At 68.2% G+C, this 17,089-nt stretch carries 13 protein-coding genes; 9 read left to right on the top strand and 4 right to left on the bottom strand.

Annotated elements, in window-relative coordinates; all coding sequences use genetic code 11:
* Nucleotides 1-3 precede the first annotated feature (3 nt).
* The 8 genes from G3I17_RS24550 (at nucleotide 4) to G3I17_RS24515 (ending at nucleotide 12,231) form a co-directional block, all read left to right on the top strand.
* Nucleotides 4-996 carry an ABC transporter permease gene (locus G3I17_RS24550; RefSeq protein WP_164599915.1) on the top strand — a complete coding sequence of 331 codons (993 nt, stop codon included), beginning with the start codon at nucleotides 4-6 and terminating at the stop codon, nucleotides 994-996.
* A complete protein-coding gene (locus G3I17_RS24545) occupies nucleotides 996-2,909 on the top strand; it encodes a dipeptide/oligopeptide/nickel ABC transporter permease/ATP-binding protein (RefSeq protein WP_203590671.1) in 1,914 nt (637 codons plus the stop codon). The genes G3I17_RS24550 and G3I17_RS24545 overlap by 1 nt, the downstream gene beginning before the upstream one ends.
* On the top strand, nucleotides 2,906-3,676 hold the full coding sequence (locus tag G3I17_RS24540; RefSeq protein ID WP_164599913.1) for an ATP-binding cassette domain-containing protein: 771 nt from the start codon (nucleotides 2,906-2,908) through the stop codon (nucleotides 3,674-3,676). The genes G3I17_RS24545 and G3I17_RS24540 overlap by 4 nt, the downstream gene beginning before the upstream one ends.
* Nucleotides 3,673-6,996, top strand: coding sequence for a serine hydrolase (locus G3I17_RS24535; RefSeq protein WP_164599912.1), 3,324 nt, complete (start codon nucleotides 3,673-3,675; stop codon nucleotides 6,994-6,996). The genes G3I17_RS24540 and G3I17_RS24535 overlap by 4 nt, the downstream gene beginning before the upstream one ends.
* Complete coding sequence (locus G3I17_RS24530; RefSeq protein WP_164599911.1) at nucleotides 6,996-8,117, top strand: M20 family metallopeptidase; 1,122 nt, start codon at nucleotides 6,996-6,998, stop codon at nucleotides 8,115-8,117. The genes G3I17_RS24535 and G3I17_RS24530 overlap by 1 nt, the downstream gene beginning before the upstream one ends.
* Complete coding sequence (locus G3I17_RS24525) at nucleotides 8,114-9,076, top strand: GNAT family N-acetyltransferase (RefSeq protein ID WP_164599910.1); 963 nt, start codon at nucleotides 8,114-8,116, stop codon at nucleotides 9,074-9,076. Before G3I17_RS24530 ends, G3I17_RS24525 begins: the two co-directional genes overlap by 4 nt.
* Nucleotides 9,076-10,179 (top strand): o-succinylbenzoate synthase, encoded by a 1,104-nt coding sequence (menC, locus tag G3I17_RS24520; protein ID WP_164599909.1) that lies wholly within the window; start codon nucleotides 9,076-9,078, stop codon nucleotides 10,177-10,179. Before G3I17_RS24525 ends, menC begins: the two co-directional genes overlap by 1 nt.
* Nucleotides 10,180-10,548: 369 nt before the next feature.
* Complete coding sequence (locus G3I17_RS24515; protein WP_164599908.1) at nucleotides 10,549-12,231, top strand: helix-turn-helix domain-containing protein; 1,683 nt, start codon at nucleotides 10,549-10,551, stop codon at nucleotides 12,229-12,231.
* A 243-nt stretch (nucleotides 12,232-12,474) separates the two neighbouring features.
* Here the strand turns inward: G3I17_RS24515 and G3I17_RS24510 are convergent, their stop codons facing one another.
* Together G3I17_RS24510 and G3I17_RS24505 are read right to left on the bottom strand one after the other, a co-directional pair.
* The gene (locus G3I17_RS24510; RefSeq protein WP_164599907.1) at nucleotides 12,475-13,434 is read right to left on the bottom strand and encodes an electron transfer flavoprotein subunit alpha/FixB family protein; all 960 of its coding nucleotides are present in this window, start codon (nucleotides 13,432-13,434) and stop codon (nucleotides 12,475-12,477) included.
* 14 nt (nucleotides 13,435-13,448) lie between these two features.
* Nucleotides 13,449-14,231: an electron transfer flavoprotein subunit beta/FixA family protein gene (locus G3I17_RS24505; protein ID WP_164599906.1), complete on the bottom strand. Its 783-nt coding sequence runs from the start codon at nucleotides 14,229-14,231 to the stop codon at nucleotides 13,449-13,451.
* A gap of 143 nt (nucleotides 14,232-14,374) precedes the next feature.
* On the opposite strand from G3I17_RS24505, the gene G3I17_RS24500 reads away from it, so the two are divergent.
* Complete coding sequence (locus G3I17_RS24500; protein WP_164599905.1) at nucleotides 14,375-15,109, top strand: class I SAM-dependent methyltransferase; 735 nt, start codon at nucleotides 14,375-14,377, stop codon at nucleotides 15,107-15,109.
* 87 nt (nucleotides 15,110-15,196) lie between these two features.
* On the opposite strand, the gene G3I17_RS24495 is transcribed toward G3I17_RS24500, so the two are convergent.
* Nucleotides 15,197-16,156 (bottom strand): hypothetical protein, encoded by a 960-nt coding sequence (locus G3I17_RS24495; RefSeq protein ID WP_203590670.1) that lies wholly within the window; start codon nucleotides 16,154-16,156, stop codon nucleotides 15,197-15,199.
* The gene (locus G3I17_RS24490) at nucleotides 16,149-17,078 is read right to left on the bottom strand and encodes an acyltransferase (protein ID WP_164599903.1); all 930 of its coding nucleotides are present in this window, start codon (nucleotides 17,076-17,078) and stop codon (nucleotides 16,149-16,151) included. The genes G3I17_RS24495 and G3I17_RS24490 overlap by 8 nt, the downstream gene beginning before the upstream one ends.
* Nucleotides 17,079-17,089: the final 11 nt, after the last annotated feature.

Here is a 17,089-nt window from a genome sequence, read left to right as displayed (position 1 = left end):
CCGGTGACCACGACGGTCGGCGTCCCCCGGGCGGCGGTGAACTTCAGCACCCACCCGTGGGTCCGGTTCGCGGTCCGCCGGATCGGACGGCTGATCGGGTCTGTCCTGGTGCTGGTCAGTGCTGCCTTCCTGATGATCCACCTGATCCCCGGCGACCCGGTCCGGGGAGCACTCGGTCCGGCCGCAGCTCAGAGCCTGGTCGACGCGCAGCGCGAGTCGCTGGGCCTCAACGACCCGCTGTGGCAGCAGTACCTGCATTTCCTGCAGCACCTGTTCACCGGCAACTTCGGTACGTCGATCACCACTGGCCTCCCGGTGTCCGACGTGATCCAGGACCGTCTACCGGCCACCGTGCAGCTCGCCTTCGCCGCATTCTTGGTGGCAGTCCTCATCGCGTTACCCGTCGGCCTGGTCGTGGGTGTCCTCACCCGCGCCGGGCGCCGGCCACGCGCTGAGCTGAGCTTCACGTCAGCCTCAGTGGTGCTGGCCGCGATCCCTGAGTTCCTGCTGGCGGTCGGGCTCGTCTATCTCTTCGCCGTGAAGCTCCATTGGTTCCCCGTCGCCGGCCGCGGCAACCTCGCGTCGTACGTGCTGCCGGTGATCTCCCTGGCGATCGGCCCGGCGGCCGTGCTGGCGCGTATCTGCCGGGTGGAGCTGCTCGCAGTACTGCAGACGGACTACCTGCGTACTGCGCGGGCCAAGCGCCTCCCCGCAGCCGCCGTCTACCTACGGCACGCCCTCCCCAACGCAGTGACGGCCACGATCACCCTGGGCGGCCTACTGCTCGGTGGACTGGTCGCCGGGACCGTACTAGTCGAGAACGTCTTCGGCTGGCCAGGTCTGGGCAGCACGATCGTGTCCTCGATCCTGGCCAAGGACTACCCGCTGGTGCAGGGCGTAGTGCTCGTCTACGGCGCTGGCGTCCTACTGGTCAACCTGGCGGTCGACGTGATCCTCGCCCTGCTGGACCCCCGATCCACCATCAGGGAGAGTTGATGAGATCCCGCTGGATCGCAGTACTCCGTACGCCGGTCGGCGCAGGCGCCGGAGTGCTCCTGCTCGGCGTACTCCTGCTGGCTCTCTTCGCCCCCATCATCTGGTCGCACCAAGCGAGCGCGATCGACACCGACCACCTGTTGGAAGGGTCATCCGCAGCGCATTGGCTCGGCACCGACAACCTCGGTCGTGACATCTTCTACCGAGTACTCGTCGCCTCCCGTACGTCGATCCTGCTCGCCTTGCTGGCGACGTCGATCGCGGTCGTCAGTGGTCTCGCGCTGGGATGTGCGCCGACGTTGCTCGGTCGCCGTGCCGGACGGCTGACGACGGCAGTGGTGAACATCGCCGTCGCGTTCCCCGGACTCCTGCTCGCACTGTTCTTCGCGGTGATCTTCGGAGTGGGCGCGAAGGGCGCGGTACTGGCGATCGGCTTTGCTGGAGCGCCGGCGTTCGCGCGGCTGACGCAGACGCTGGTGGCCGGGGTCGCGGAGCGGGACTTCGTCGCGGCCGCGCGGGTCGTCGGGGTCGGCCGGTTCCGGATCCTGCTGCGGCACATCCTGCCGAACATCGCCGAACCCCTCGCGGTGAACGCAACGATCGGGGCCGGCGGCGCCTTGCTCGCCTTCGCCGGGCTGTCGTTCCTCGGCCTGGGGGTGCAGGCACCGGCGTACGACTGGGGACGGTTGATGGGCGAGAGCCTCAACAGCATCTACGTCCACCCGGCCGCGGCGCTGGCGCCTGGAGTCGCAGTGGTCATCGCCGGGCTGGCGTTCAACCTCTTCGGGGAGTCGGTGGCGAAGGGCTTCGGCGTACCGGTCCTGAAGGGGGCGCGGTTGCCCGATCGGGTGCCGGAGACCAGGCCTGCCGCGGCCGTCGATGACGATGCCGTGTTGGTCGTCAAGGACTTGCACGTCAGCTTTCCCGGGCCGGTCACCCCGGTTCGCGGGGTCAGCTTCACGATCGGCAAGGGCGAGATCGTCGGCGTGGTCGGCGAGTCCGGCTCCGGGAAGAGCCTCACCGCGCTCGCGGTTGCCCAGCTGATCGAGTCGCCTGGTCAGGTACGAGCCGCTGAGTTGTCCTTTCTCGGTGCGCCGTTGCTCGGGAGGTTGGCGGTTCGCAGTACTGCGGCTGCGCGGCGACGGCTGCTGGGGACGTCGTTCGCGATGGTCTTCCAGGACCCGATGACCTCGTTCAACCCGACGAAGCGGATCGGAGTCCAGCTCGCCGAAGGCGCTCGCGAGCATCAGGGAATGTCCCGGCGGCAGGCGATGGCGCGGGCGATCGACCGGCTGCGCGCGGTCCGCATCCCCGAGCCCGAGCGACGGGCGCGGCAGTATCCGCACGAGTTCTCGGGCGGGATGCGGCAGCGCGCGATGATCGGCATGGGACTGATGGGAGCGCCGGCGCTGATCGTCGCCGACGAGCCGACCACCGCGCTCGACGTGACGGTGCAACGGGAGGTGCTCCGGTTGCTGGAGAAGATCCGGACCGAGAACGACGTCGCCGTGCTGCTGATCAGCCACGACATCACCGTCGTCGCGCAGGTCTGCGATCGCGTCCTGGTGATGTACGCCGGGCGCATCGTCGAGGAGTTGCCGTCCGATGCGCTCGCGACCGGGGCCCGCCATCCCTACACGCGCGCGTTGCTGGCCGCAGTACCGGATCTGGATACGCCGCTCGACGAGCCGCTGGCGGTGATCCCGGGGCGCCCGGTGGATCCGGCGCAGTTCCCTCCTGGTTGTGCCTTCGCAGCCCGATGTGAGTTCGCCGAGGATCGCTGCACCGTCGAGGACCCGGCGCTGGTCAGGCACGGTGTGGACCATCAGGTGGCCTGCTGGAACCCGCAGGCGACGGCGGCCTGGCAAGCTCGGTATCTGGACAGCGAATCGATCCGGACGGGGCAACGATGAGCGAACTGCGTTTCGACGACGTGTCTGTCCGGTTCGGCACGGGCAGCCGCGCGATGACCGCCGTCGACGGGGTCAGCCTGGTCGTACCGTCCGGGCAAGTGGTCGGACTGGTCGGTGAATCGGGGTCGGGCAAGTCGACGCTGGCCCGCGCCGCGGTCGGGCTGAACCCGCCGTCGTCCGGGCAGATCCTGCTCGACGGCGTACCGCTCGTGCACCGCGCCGGGCAACGTCGGCCGCTGCAGATGGTGTTCCAGGATCCCTACTCGTCCCTCGACCCGCGGATGACCGTCGGCGATTCGATCGGCGAGGCCGTACCTCGAGCCGACAAGAAGAACCGTCGTAGCGAGGTGAACCGGCTGCTCGAGTTGGTTGGGCTCGACGCCAAGCAGGCCGCTGCCTACCCGGGAGCGTTGTCGGGTGGTCAGCGGCAGCGGGTCGCGATCGCCCGTGCGCTGGCCGGGCAGCCCGATGTGATCATCGCCGACGAGATCACCTCGGCGCTCGACGTCTCCATCCAGGGCACGGTGCTCAACCTCGTCCGCTCGTTGCAACGCGAACTGCGGCTGTCGATGCTGTTCATCTCGCACAACCTCGCCGTGGTGCGCTACGTGAGCGACCTCATCGCGGTGATGTACCTCGGCCGGATCGTGGAGTTCGGGCCGGCTCACGAGGTGCTCGGCAACCCGCAGCACGACTACACCAGAGAACTTCTCGCGGCCGTACCCCGCCGCGGCACCACTTCGTCTTCAAGGAGGATTTCCCAGTGACCCGACGTCTGCGCATCGACGACCTGTCCGAGTTCGCAGTACCGGAGCAAGCGGCGCTGTCTCCGGACGGCACCCAGGTCGCTTACGTACTACGGACCACCGACCTGGAGGGCGACCGCACGCTGCGGAGCCTGTGGCGAGTACCAGCGTCCGGTGGCGAGCCACAGCGGCTCACCCGCGGTGATGCCGACAGCACGCCGGTCTGGTCGCCGGATGGGAGTCAGTTGGCGTTCCTGCGCGCCAAGGACGGACCGGCGCAAGTCTGGTTGCTTCCGGCCGGCGGTGGCGAGCCAGAGCAGCTCACGACGCTGCCGTTGGGAGCTGGTGCGCCGCAGTGGAGCCCGGACGGGACCCGGATCGCGTTCGCTGCTCCAGTAGACATCGCTGCTGACGCCAGCGACCATGCGCCAGTTGTCACCGAGCGGCTGGACTACCAGGCCGACGGTGCCGGCTGGCTGCGCACGATGCGCAAGCACGTGCACCTGCTGGAGGTCGGGACGAAGGAGTGCAGGCAGGCTACCGAGGGCGACTGGCACGCCGGTGACCCCGCCTGGTCGCCTGACGGCACCAAGCTGGCCTTCGGGGCCGCCACTGCACCCGACGTCGACCTCAACCCGACATCACCGGCGTACGTGCTCGATGCGACCGATGAGAAGGCGGTACCGCAGCAGGTCGGTCTGGCTGAGGGCCTGGCCGGTCCGGTGCTCTGGACGGCTGACGGCGAGGCACTGCTGATCGTGGGCAACCCGTCTGGCCCCGTCGGTCACGCCGGTCTGCTCCGCCTCTCGCTCGCCTCCGGTGAGCTGGTGAACCTCGCAGAGTCGCTCGACCGCAACGTGATGCCCGGCGGGCCGGCGTACCCGGGAGCCCTTCCTGCGTTGAGCGATGAGGGCCGCACGGTGCTCTTCTGTATCCGCGACCGCGGCTGCAGTCACCTGTACTCCGTACCTGTCGCGGGCGGCACGCCCCAACGGGTGCTGGGCGAGCCGGGGCAGAACGTGTCGGGTCTCAGCATCGCGGGTGGCGTCGCGGCCGTCGTGCTCTACACCGAGACGTCATACGGCGAGGTCGTCACGCTGGACCTGGCGACCGGCGAAGCCGCCGCGCGGACGACGTACGGGGAGAAGTTCTCCGACGTGGAGCACTACGCGCGGGAGGAGCGGTCGTTCACGATCTCCGACGGGACTGTCGTGGCGGGCTACCTGATCCGCGATCCTTCGGCGACCGGGCCGCAGCCGTTGCTGCTCGACATCCACGGCGGTCCGCACAACGCGTGGAACGCGGTGGCCGACGAGGTGCACCTGTACCACCAGGAGCTCGCGGCGCGCGGCTGGACCGTCCTGCTGGTGAACCCGCGCGGCAGCGACGGCTACGGCGAGGAGTTCTACAACGCTGTGGCGGGCGGCTGGGGTACCGCGGACGCGAAGGACTTCCTCGAGCCGCTGGACGAATTGGTTGCCGAGGGCATCGCTGATCCGCAGCGCCTCACGGTGGCGGGATACAGCTACGGCGGCTTCATGACCTGCTACCTGACCAGTCGCGACAACAGGTTCGCGGCGGCCGTCACCGGTGGTGTGGTCAGTGACCTGACCAGCATGGCCGGCACCTCCGACAGCGGGCACTTCCTCACCGTCTACGAGCTGGACGGCCCCGGCGACTTCACTGCCATGAATCCACTGGGCCAGGTCGCCCAGGTGAAGACGCCGACCCTGGTGCTGCACGGCGACGCGGATGTCCGTTGCCCGGTCGGACAGGCTCAGCAGTGGCACACAGCGCTGCGCGAGCAAGGCGTACCGACGCAACTAGTGCTCTACCCAGAGGCGAGCCACCTCTTCATCGTCGAGGGCAGGCCGTCGCACCGCCTCGACTTCAACCGCCGCATCCTCGACTGGGTCGAGCAGTACGCCGGCGACGCGGCCGGCCCGCGGCGAGCCCGGATCGACGCCGCGCAGTGGCAACGCCGGCTCACCACGCTCGCGGCGAAGCACGGCGTACCGGGTGCTGCGCTTGGCATCCTGCGGTTGGGGATTGGTTCTGATGAGCAACTGGTCTCAGTCGCGACCGGCGTGCTGCACACGGGCACGGGCGTCTCGGCGACTACAGACTCGCTCTTCCAGATCGGGTCCGTCTCGAAGGTGTGGACGGCGACTCTGGCTATGCAGCTCGTCGACGAAGGACTGCTCGACCTGGACCAGCCGATCATCGAGGTGCTGCCCGAGCTGCGGCTGGCCGATCCTGACGTCGCCAAGCAGGTGACGATGCGGCACCTGCTCACGCACACCAGCGGGATCGACGGCGACGTGTTCACCGACACCGGCCGGGGAGACGACTGTTTGGAGAAGTACGTCGACGGGCTGGCCGAGGTCGGCCAGAACCATCCACTCGGGGCCACCTGGTCGTACTGCAACTCCGGCTTCTCGCTGGCCGGACGGGTAATCGAGAAGCTCACCGGTCATTCCTGGGACCAGGCTCTGCGCGAGCGGATCTTCGTACCGCTCGGGCTGGAGCACACGGTCACGCTGCCCGAGGAGGCGCTCATGCATCGCGCCGCCGTCGGGCATGTCGGTGAGGGTGACGAAGAGCCTTCTGTCGCGCCCGTCTGGGGGCTGCCTCGCTCGTTGGGGCCGGCCGGCCTGATCACCTCGACGGTTGCGGACACGCTGGCCTTCGCCCAGCTTCATCTGCGGGACGGGGTCGCACCTTCTGGTACGCAGGTGCTTCGGCCGGAGTCGGTGGCCGCGATGGCAGCGCAGCATGCCGAGCTGCCGGACAAGTACTCGCTCGGCGACTCGTGGGGGCTCGGCTGGATCCGGTTCGGGTGGGATGGTCAGCGCCTGATCGGGCATGACGGCAACACGATCGGCCAGGCCGCCTTCCTGCGGGTGCTGCCCTCGGAGGGGCTCGCTGTGGTTCTGCTGACCAACGGCGGCAAGACGCGTGATCTCTACGAAGACCTGTATCGCGAGATCTTCCGGGAGCTGGCCGACGTCGAGATGCCTTCACCGCTGGTACCTCCCGCGGAACCGCCGGTCGTCGATCTGCAGCAGCATCTCGGGCGGTACGAGCGGGCGAGCGTGATCGAAGAGGTGTTGCTCCGCGATGGGCAGGCGGTACTGCGGTCGACGGTGACCGGGCCGCTCGCCGCGCTGTTGCCGGAGCCGACGCACGAATTCACGATGGTCCCGGTCGACTCGACTGGCGACCTGTTCGTCGTACGGCAACCTGGGTCGCAGACCTGGACGCCGGTGACGTTCTACTCACTGCCGACCGGGGAGAAGTATCTGCACTCCGGAGTCCGTGCCACACCGAAGGTGAGCTGATGACTGCACTTGTCGAGCGTATGCAGGCCGCGTTGCCGTTGATGCTGGCCGACCTGGAGACGCTGGTGACCTTCGAGTCGCCGTCCTCCGACCAAGCGGCGGTCGCTGCGAGCGCCGACTTGGTGGCGCAGCTCGGGACGGAGCGGCTCGGAAGCGCACCGGAGTACGTGGTGGTCGACGGGAGTACGCATCTGCGCTGGCGACTCGGCGACGGACCGTCGCGCGTGCTGGTACTCGGACATCACGACACGGTCTGGCCTGTCGGTTCGCTTGCTACTCATCCATTTGGGGTTGAGGACGGCGTACTGCGGGGGCCTGGCAGCTTCGACATGAAGACCGGTCTGGTGATGGCCTTCCATGCGCTCGCCGCGCTGCCCTCTTCGACAGGAGTCACGCTGTTGGTGACCGGTGACGAGGAACTGGGGTCGCCGTCGTCTCGCGCGCTCATCGAAGCGGAAGCGGCCGGTTGCTCAGCCGCGTTGGTGCTGGAGGCTTCGGCGGAGGGCGCGCTCAAGCTGGAGCGCAAGGGGGTCTCCAACTACGAGATCCGGATCGTGGGGCGCGCCTCGCATGCCGGGCTCGAACCAGAGCTCGGGGTGAACGCGAGTATCGAGGCGGCGTACCAGATCCTTGCCGTCAGCAAGCTTGGCTCAGCTGCTCTGGGCACCTCCGTCACGCCTACGTTCCTGACCTCCGGTACTACGCGGAACACGGTGCCCGCGTTGGCTTCGTTCCTGGTGGATGTGCGGGCGCGGACCGTCGCCGAGCAGCTTCGGGTCGACGCGGCGCTGCACGCGTTGGAGCCAGTGCTCGCTGAGGCGTCGCTGGAGGTCCTGGGTGGTCCGAACCGGCCGCCGTTGGAGCGGAAGATGTCGGCGGACCTGTACGAGCGGGCTTCTGAGCTTGCTGCGTCGCTGGGGCTTCCTGCCTTGCGCGAGATCTCGGTCGGGGGCGGCTCCGACGGGAATTTCACCGCGGGGGTCGGTACTCCGACGCTGGATGGGTTGGGAGCTGTCGGTGGTGGCGCTCATGCTGACGACGAGCACGTCGTGGTGGCCGAGATCGCGCCGCGGACAGCCCTGTTGACGGCGTTGATCGCCGACCTGTTGGACAGACCATGATCTCGCCTGACCAAACGGGCTTGGTAGACCTCGCCGCTGCCCCGGAAACCATTGGTGCCTCGGGAGCGGCTGGCGTCGTCGACGCTGCTGAGCGGGATGGGTTGGCGGCGGCTGTAGCCGCCGGCATCGAGGTGCGTGAGCTTAGCGAACTCGCGGAGCTCGACCAGGTCTACCGCCTGTACAACTCGATCTGGCGACCGGACCCGAAGAACCCACCGGTGACGACGGAACTGCTGCGAGCGTTGACGAAGGCGGGCAACTACGTCGGCGGGGCCTACGACGGTGACAACCTGATCGGCGCTTGCGTGGGCTTCTTCGGCGCACCGGCCGAGGTGACGATGCACAGCCACGTCGCCGGCGTCTCCGGCGCCGCTCGCGGCCGCAACGTCGGCTTCGCCCTGAAACTGCACCAGCGAGCCTGGGCCCTGCAACGCGGCGTGACCGCGATCTCCTGGACCTTCGACCCGCTGATCCGCCGCAACGCCTACTTCAACCTGGTGAAACTCGCCGCCCGGCCGACGGAGTACCTGACGAACTTCTACGGTTTCATGGCCGACGGCATCAACAACGGCGACGACAGCGACCGCCTCCTCGTCCGCTGGCAACTGGACGCGCCCGCGGTCATCGAGGCCGCCGCCCGAACTCCCCCGATCGGCGCCATCGCCTTTGCCGCGCCCCTCAGCTCGCATCTTGCCGAGAAGTTGCGGGAGGCAACGGTTGCTTTGGGTGTCGCCGACGACGGGCGACCTGCGGCTGGTACGACGTCCGGCGAGACGGTGCTGGTCGCAGTACCGGGTGATGTGGAGAGCTTGCGAGGTACGGACCCGGCTGCGGCCAAGGAGTGGCGGGTGGCCTTGCGGGAGGTGCTGGGTGGGTTGCTGGCCGACGGGGCGCGGGTGACCGGGTTCGATCGGGCCGGTTGGTACGTACTGGAACTTCCTGCGAATGGAGTCATGTGATGAAGCTGACCGGGGTCGAACTGCGGCGGATCTCGTTGCCGTTGGTGTCGCCGTTCCGGACGTCGTTCGGGACCGAGACGACGCGCGACGCGTTGCTGGTCCGCGTCGTCAGCACCGAGGCCGAGGGGTGGGGCGAGTGCGTCGCGATGAGCGGACCGCTTTACTCGTCGGAGTACGTGGACGGCGCGATCGACGTACTGCGGCGGTTCTTCGTACCTGCGGTCGCTTCGGTGGAACGGCTTTCTGCTGTCGGGGTGGGGCCGGCGTTGGCCAAGTTCCACGGGCATCGGATGGCGAAGGCGGCGCTGGAGACTGCAGTACTGGATGCAGAATTGCGGGCCGAGGGGCGGCCGTTGGCGCGCGAACTCGGCGCGGTGCACGACCGGGTGCCGTGCGGGGTGTCGGTCGGCATCATGGACTCGATCGGCGAGCTGCTGGACGCGGTCGGCGCATATCTCGACGAGGGCTACCTGCGGATCAAGCTGAAGATCCAGCCCGGCTGGGATGTGGAGCCGGTGGCCGCCGTCCGTGAACGCTTCGGCGATGTGCTGCTCCAAGTCGATGCCAATACCGCCTACTCGGTCTCGGACGCCCGGCACCTCGCGCGCCTCGACCCCTTCGACCTGCTGCTGATCGAGCAGCCGCTGGACGAAGAGGACGTGCTCGGGCACGCGGAACTGGCTCGCTTGATCAAGACCCCGGTCTGCCTGGACGAGTCCATCACCTCCGCCCGCTCGGCGGCCGCGGCGATCTCCCTGGGCGCCTGCTCGATCATCAACGTGAAGCCCGGCCGGGTCGGCGGTTATCTGGAGGCTCGCCGGATCCACGACGTCTGCGTCGCCCACGGCATCCCCGTCTGGTGCGGCGGCATGCTCGAAACGGGCCTCGGCCGAGCCGCCAACGTCGCCCTCGCAGCCCTCCCCGGCTTCACCCTCCCCGGCGACACCTCCGCCTCCAGTCGGTACTACCAAACCGACATCACCACCCCCTTCACCCTCGAAAACGGCCACCTCCCCGTCCCCACCGCCCCCGGCGTGGGCGTAGACCCCCTCCCCGACCAACTCGCCGCCGTAACCACCACCACCGAATGGCTCCCGCTCTAGCGACGCGCAACACCCCCACCAGCCGCCGTCGCCACCCCACCCCGGACCGCCGCCCACCCCACCCTTGCCCGTGCTCGCGCACTTGCCCGTGCTCGCACACTTGCCCGTGCTCGCACACTTGCCCGTGCTCGCGCACTTGCCCGTGCTCGCGACGTCTGAGGGGTTAACCCCTCAGACGGTGGGTTGCCCAGCCAGATTCTTGCTAGGCAACCCGCCATCTCGGGGGTTAACCCCCGAGATGGCGGTGGCGCATCCGCGGAGGGGGCCAGCGCTCGTTGTCGGGGCGGACTAATTGGGGGGCTGAGATTGTGCGGTTGGACGAACTAGGGTGGTGATCTGGCTTCTAGCTTCGGAAAGGTGCTGCCTTCCGTGACGAACCGACCTCGCGCCAGCCTCGGCCGTGTCCTCGACGATCTGGGTGACACCCTGCTCGAACTCGTCCACGGCGACCCTGACCGGCCGGCCGAGATCGGCGGCGTCGTCATCCACGATCCGCTCGACGAGCCCGTCCTCCCCCACCACGCACTCGTCCTCGGCGTCGGCCTCCAGGAGCCGTCCGTCATCGCCTGGGTACTACGCGACCTCGGCCGCCAGCAAGCCGCCGGGCTGGTCGTCCGCTCCCCCATCGCCCAGCACGAGTCGATCACCAGCGCGGTGGCCGAATCCGGCGTCGCCCTGCTCGGCCTGACCCGAGGCGCTTCCTGGGACCAGCTCGCAGTACTCCTCCGCTCCCTCCTCGCCGAGGGCGACGTCGGAGTGGCCGAGCCGGAAACCCTCGGCGGCATGCCCTCCGGCGACCTCTTCGCCCTCGCCAACGCAGCCGCCGCCTTGCTCGACGCGCCAGTCACCATCGAGGACCGCAGCTCCCGCGTCCTCGCCTTCTCCAACCGGCAGGACGAAGCCGACCCCGCCCGGGTCGAGACCGTCCTCGGCCGCCAGGTCCCCCCGCGCTACTCTCGCCTGCTCAACGAGCGAGGCGTCTTCCGTGAGCTGTATCGAACCGATCAACCGGTCTACATTCCCCCTTTGCCTGTCACCAAGGGCGAGTTCACCCTCCCCCGGGTCGCCGTCGCCGTCCGCGCCGGCGACGAGATCCTCGGCTCGATCTGGGCGGCGGTCCGCGACCCGCTCAGCGAGGAACGCACCCAGGCGCTCAGCGACGCGGCCAAGCTCGTCGCCCTCCACATGCTCCGCATCCGCGCCGGCGCCGACGTCGAACGCCGGCTTCGCGCCGACTTGGTCAGTACTGCGCTCGAAGGCGGCGCCGGAGCCCGCGATGCGCTCGACCGCCTAGGCCTGGCCGACCAGCCTGTCGTAGTACTGGCTCTGTCAATGCGGACCCCACTCGGTCACGCAGGCGTGCCCGACTCCGATTCGCTGGCCGGTGAGGCCGGGCTCGCCACCGAGCGGCAGCGCCTCGCTGATGCTTTCGCGATGCACCTGGGTGCTGTCCACCCGCGCTCGGCCTGCGCGCTCGTCGGTGACATCGCCTACGGGTTGATCCCGGTGCGTGCCGATCGGGATGACGGCGAGGAGAACGCAGTACGGATCGCGAAGGACTTCCTAGACCGAATCGGCGACCGCGTGACCGCCAGGATCGGGGTCGGCCCCGTAGTACGGGAACCCGCCCGCCTCCCCCACGCCCGAGCCGGCGCCGACCGAGCCCTCCGAGTACTCCGAACCGCCCGCGGCTCCCAACGCGTCGCCCGCCTGGCCGACGTCCACGTCGAAACCCTGTTGTTGGAGCTGCGCGACCTGATCGAAGCCCGCGGAGACCAACCGACCGGCCCGATCGCCCGCCTGGTCACCTACGACCGCGAACACAACACCAACCTCCTGGAAACCCTCCGAGCCTGGCTGGACGCTTTCGGCGACGTCATCACCGCAGCCGCCACCCTCTACGTCCACCCCAACACCTTCCGCTACCGCCTCCGCCGCCTGGCCGAAGTAGCCGCCCTAGACCTCGACGACCCCGAAGCCCGCTTCGCCGCCATGCTCCAACTCCGCGTCGTAAACCCACCCCGCGTCAGCCCCGTCGGCGGTTGCACCTGAGCCTCAGCGAATCCGGGCCGACCAGGGATGGCCGGGGTGGAGGTGGTCGATCATGTCGGCCAGCCAGACGCGCTGCTCGGTTGACAGTCGTGGGAGTGCAGCTTTGAGGTCTTGCTCGTCTTTCGGCCTGACCAGCTTGGCCTTGCAGCCTGGAGGCACGAGTAGACATGCCAGCGCCCGGTCGGGGAGGACCGGACCGGGCGTTGGACAATCACTTCAGGTGGTTCAGGCACTTCAGGTGGTTCACGCCTTGCGCTTGGTGACTTCTTCGGTGGTGGCGGGGAGGACCTTGTGGAGGTCTCCTACTACGCCGAAGTCGACCAGTTCGAAGATGGGGGCTTCTTCGTCCTTGTTGATGGCGACGATGGTCTTCGAGGTCTGCATGCCGGCCCGGTGCTGGATGGCGCCGGAGATGCCTGCGGCGATGTAGAGCTGGGGCGACACGGTCTTGCCGGTCTGGCCCACCTGGTAGGCGTGCGGGTACCAGCCCGAGTCGACTGCCGCGCGGGAGGCGCCTACTGCTGCGCCGAGGGAGTCGGCGAAGGCTTCGATCGGGGTGAAGTCGCCGCCGGTACCGCGGCCGCCGGAGACGATGATGGCGGCTTCGGTGAGCTCCGGGCGGCCAGTGGCCTCGCGGGGTTTGGAGTCGGTGATCTTGGCCGTCTTGGCGGCGTCGGAGATCGTGACGTCGAACTCCTCCACCTCCGGCGAAGTCTCGGACGCTTCGGGAGTCGCGGCGTTCGGCTTGACCGTGATGATCGGGGTGCCGTGGGTGACCTTGGCCTGGACCGAGTAGTTGCCGGCGAAGACCGACTGCGTCGTGACCGGGCTGTTGTCGTCGGCGGCCTGGACGTCGACGGCGTCGGTGATCAGGCCCGAGTCGAGCTTGACGGCCAGCCGGGCGGCGATCTCCTTGCCCTCGGAGCTCGACGAGATCAGGATCGCGCTGGGCTCGATCTTGGCCGCGACCTGCGCCAGCGCCTCGGCCTTGGGAGCCACCAGGTACTGGGTCAGCTCGGGGTCGGTCAGGGCGATCACCTTGGTCGCGCCGTACTGGCCCAGGGCCGGCAGTGCGTCCTGGACGCCTTCGCCGATGTAGACGGCGACCGGCTCGCCGAGGCGGCGCGCGATGGTGAGGAGCTCCGCGGTCGTCTTGCGGACCTTGCCACCGGTGTGGTCAACGAGAACGAGAATGTTCGCCATGTTTTGCTCGCCCCTCAGAGGAACTTGTTGGTGGACAGGAACTCGACGAGCTGGGCAGCGCCGCTGCCGTCCTCGTCCGTGACGATCGTGCCGGCCGAACGCGGCGGACGGGCGGTCACCTCGGTGACCTCGGTCCACGCCGACGCGGCGCCGACCTGGTCGGGCGAGATCTCCAGGTCGGCCAGCGACCAGGTCTCGACCGGCTTCTTCTTCGCGGCCATGATGCCCTTGAACGACGGGTAGCGCGGCTCACCGGACTGGTCACTGACGCTCAGTACGAGCGGGAGCGTGCCCTCGATGGTGTCGCTGGCGGTGTCACCGTCACGGCGAATCGTCACGGTGTTGCCGTCGACGGTGACCGACGAGCCGAGCGTGACGCCGGGCAGCCCGAGCCGCTCGGACACCATCGCCGGGACGACGCCCATCGAGCCATCGGTGGAGGCCATTCCGAACACGACGAGGTCGGCCTCCAGCTTGCCCAGCGCCCTGGCCAGGATCAGCGAGGTCGCCACGGCGTCGGAGCCGTGGATGCCTTCGTCGTTCACGTGGACGCCGGCGTCGGCGCCCATCTGGAGGCCCTTCTTGATGGCGTCGGCAGCCTGATCCGGGCCGACCGTGAGGATGGTCACCTCACCGTCACCGGCTTCCTTCACGGTGAGCGCAGTCTCGACGGCGTACTCGTCCAATTCGGACAGCAGCCCGTCGACCCCGGCGCGATCCACCGTGTTGTCCTCGGAGCGGAAGCGGCGGTCCGCCGTGGCATCCGGCACGAACTTCGCGCAGACGACGATCTTCATAGCGTGTGGGACCCCTTCTGGTTAACGGTCTCTCCCAGCCTGCCACGGATGTTACTCACGAGAAACATAAGACGCGTGCGAGTCCCATCACAGTCCGGCGGGCGTGCAGAGCACCTACCCACCGGAACACCTAGTCTGACCGGGTGACCGAGACGTTACCGCTCACCGGTGAGAGAACAGCCCCCGGGATCTGGCATGAGAACTACTGGTTCGCGCGCCACGAGGCTGCCTATCGCTGGATCACGGCGAATTGGCTCAGCTCCGAGACCGGCCGCGTGCTCGACGCCGGCTGCGGCGAGGGGTACGGCGCGGACCTGCTGCACCGGGCGGGAGCTGGGCAGGTGTTCGGTCTCGACTATGAAGGTACGACGCTTCGGCATGCCGCGAAGGCTTATCCACAGGTCAATCTGGTGCAGGGCAATCTCGTCCAGACCGGGTTCGCCGACGACACGTTCGGACTGCTCGTCTCACTGCAGACGATCGAGCATCTGTGGGAACAGCCGCGCTTCGTCAGCGAATGCGCGCGGATCGCCGAACCGGGCGCCATCGTCGTACTGTCGACGCCTAATCGGCTCACCTTCCCGAGCGGCAACTGGTACCACACCAGGGAACTCACCGGCCCGGAGTTCGCGGAGCTCGTCGAGGCGGATCTCGAGATCGTCCAGACGCTCGGGCTCTGGCATGGCGAGAAGCTGACCGGTTGGGAGCGGCAGCACGGATCCTGCGTGGACGCGCACCTGGCGTCTGATCACGCGGACTGGCCGAGCGACCTGGTCCAGTTGGTGAAGGAGACCAGGTACCAGGATTTCGTGATCCGGGCGGGCGACCTCGACGACAGTCTCGACCTCATCGTCGTCGCCCGGTCCCGGACCACGTAGTACCAGCGCTTGGTACCGGACCACGCAGTACCGGAGTACCGGAGTACCGGAGTACCGGAGTACCGGAGTACGTAGTGCCGGAGGAGGTCAGGGGCGGATGAAGCGCTCGGCGATCTTGCCGATGGTCAGGTAGACCAGCGCCGCGATGCCCCAGTTGACCAGCAGGGTGTTCTTCGCCGTCTCGAGCCGGAACAGGTCCTTGAACGGGCCCACCAGGTCGTGCCCGCGCTCCAGCACCCACTTCACGATCTCGTTGCTCTGGTTGGCCTGGTCGAGAGCCGTGAAGAGCGCGCCGAGAGCAAGCACTGCGGCCGCGATCACCGCGATCAGCCAGATCAGCGAGGCGAGCACGTTCCGGAAGCGCTTGACGCTGGAACCCACCGCGGACAGCGCGGCCTTGCCCTTGTCCGCATTCGACGAAGAAGCCGTCTTCTTGGCGGCGGCGACCGGTTTCGCGGCGGGCTTGGGCGTGGTGGAGCCAACCGCGGCGGTCGTGCTTGGCGCGGCCGGCTGACGGGTGACGGGCTTCGTCACCGCGGTGTCCTGGGGTGCCTCGGCCGCGGCCTTCTCGCGGGCCTTCTGCTCGGCGACGATCTCCGCCGCCGTCTTCGGTTTCGCGGGCTTCGTCGCGGTCGCGGTCGTACCACGGCTGCCGGTGGACGCCTCGGCCGCGGGAGTCTCCTCAGCCACCACGTCCTTCGTCACCGCCTTCTCCGCATCGGCGGTCTTGGCCGCCTTGTCGGGTTGAGTACCCACGTCGTCCATCTCCTCAGCCAGGGTCGGTTCCTCGTCCGTCGCCGGTGCCTGTACCGGCGGTTTCCTGCGTCGGTTGCTCGGTACCGGGCGCGGCGACAGTTTGCGTCGCACCCTCCAGATCGGTGCCGGCGGCGCGCCGTCCGCTGACTCCAACGTAGCCAGATCCGCACCGTCAGTCACATCTGCCACCACGATCGGGACCGGATCGACTGCCCGGTGCCGTGCGTCGGTGATCGAGCCGTCGGCCGCCGCCTGGTCCAGGATGGACCCACTGTCCGCCTGCTCAGCCACGCTGCGACTCCCCTTCGACGACTTCCGGGACATAGTGCCCGACTGGTGAGTAACTTGAGAACCCCCCGGTTACATCTGCTTTATCACCAGTCGTACCCGGGCTGTTACCCCGCGAGTCACCTTCACCTGTAAAAGAAGGCGCGGGCACCGGTTGTCGGACGGCGGGGGTCGGGTTGGTTTGCGCTGCGGAAGTGTCGGGAGGGGCTGCTTCTGCAGGTGGTGGGGGCGCTGCTGGGGTGGGGGGTTTGCCGGTTTTCAGGCGGGTGGTGGTTTCTTCGTTGGTTCGGGCCAGATTGGCCAGGTAGGCGCGGTGGGGGGCGTTGGCTTCGTAGCGGGTTTGGCGGTTTCGGACTACTACCGCTGGGATGCCTACTGCTACGGAGTACGCCGGGATGTTGCCTCGGGCAACGCTGTTGGCGCCGATCACCACGCCGCGGCCGATGTCGGTGCCCCGGGTGATGGTGACCTTGGTGGCAAGCCAGCAGTCGGGACCGATCCGGACCGGGGATTTAACCAGGCCCTGGTCCTTGATCGGGAGGTCCAGGTCTTCGGTCTTGTGGTCGAAGTCGCAGATGTAGGTGGTGTCCGCGATGAGGGTCGACGCGCCGATCTCGATGTCGAGGTAGCAGTTCACCGTGACGTCGCGCGCGAAGACGACCTTGTCGCCGATCCGCAGTGTGCCCTCGTGCGCGCGCAGCCGGGTCTCGTCGCCGAGGTGCACCCACTTGCCCAGGATCAGCCGGCCGTGCCCGGGCCGCGCGACGATCTCCAGCTTCTTGCCGAGGAAGACGAATCCCTCGGTCACCACCTGCGGGTGCCGCAGCTTGAACCAGGCGAAGCGCCAGTAGCGTTTCAGGTAGTACGGCGTCCACGCCCGGTGGCGCACCACCCAGCGCAGATTCGCCGCCGTCAGCAACCGCATCTGTCCAGTAT

It is taken from the genome of Streptomyces sp. SID13031 (assembly GCF_010548305.1).
GTDB lineage: Bacteria > Actinomycetota > Actinomycetes > Propionibacteriales > Kribbellaceae > Kribbella.
This window is presented reverse-complemented; position numbering and strand designations above follow the sequence as displayed.

Bases quoted from the DNA above. Each gene is read 5' to 3' on its own strand.
- G3I17_RS24545 (WP_203590671.1), top strand. From the start codon at position 996: ATGAGATCCCGCTGGATCGCAGTACTCCGTACGCCGGTCGGCGCAGGC.
- G3I17_RS24540 (WP_164599913.1), top strand. From the start codon at position 2,906: ATGAGCGAACTGCGTTTCGACGACGTGTCTGTCCGGTTCGGCACGGGC.
- G3I17_RS24530 (WP_164599911.1), top strand. From the start codon at position 6,996: ATGACTGCACTTGTCGAGCGTATGCAGGCCGCGTTGCCGTTGATGCTG.
- G3I17_RS24525 (WP_164599910.1), top strand. From the start codon at position 8,114: ATGATCTCGCCTGACCAAACGGGCTTGGTAGACCTCGCCGCTGCCCCG.
- menC (WP_164599909.1), top strand. From the start codon at position 9,076: ATGAAGCTGACCGGGGTCGAACTGCGGCGGATCTCGTTGCCGTTGGTG.
- G3I17_RS24510 (WP_164599907.1), bottom strand. From the start codon at position 13,434: ATGGCGAACATTCTCGTTCTCGTTGACCACACCGGTGGCAAGGTCCGC.
- G3I17_RS24505 (WP_164599906.1), bottom strand. From the start codon at position 14,231: ATGAAGATCGTCGTCTGCGCGAAGTTCGTGCCGGATGCCACGGCGGAC.
- G3I17_RS24490 (WP_164599903.1), bottom strand. From the start codon at position 17,078: ATGCGGTTGCTGACGGCGGCGAATCTGCGCTGGGTGGTGCGCCACCGG.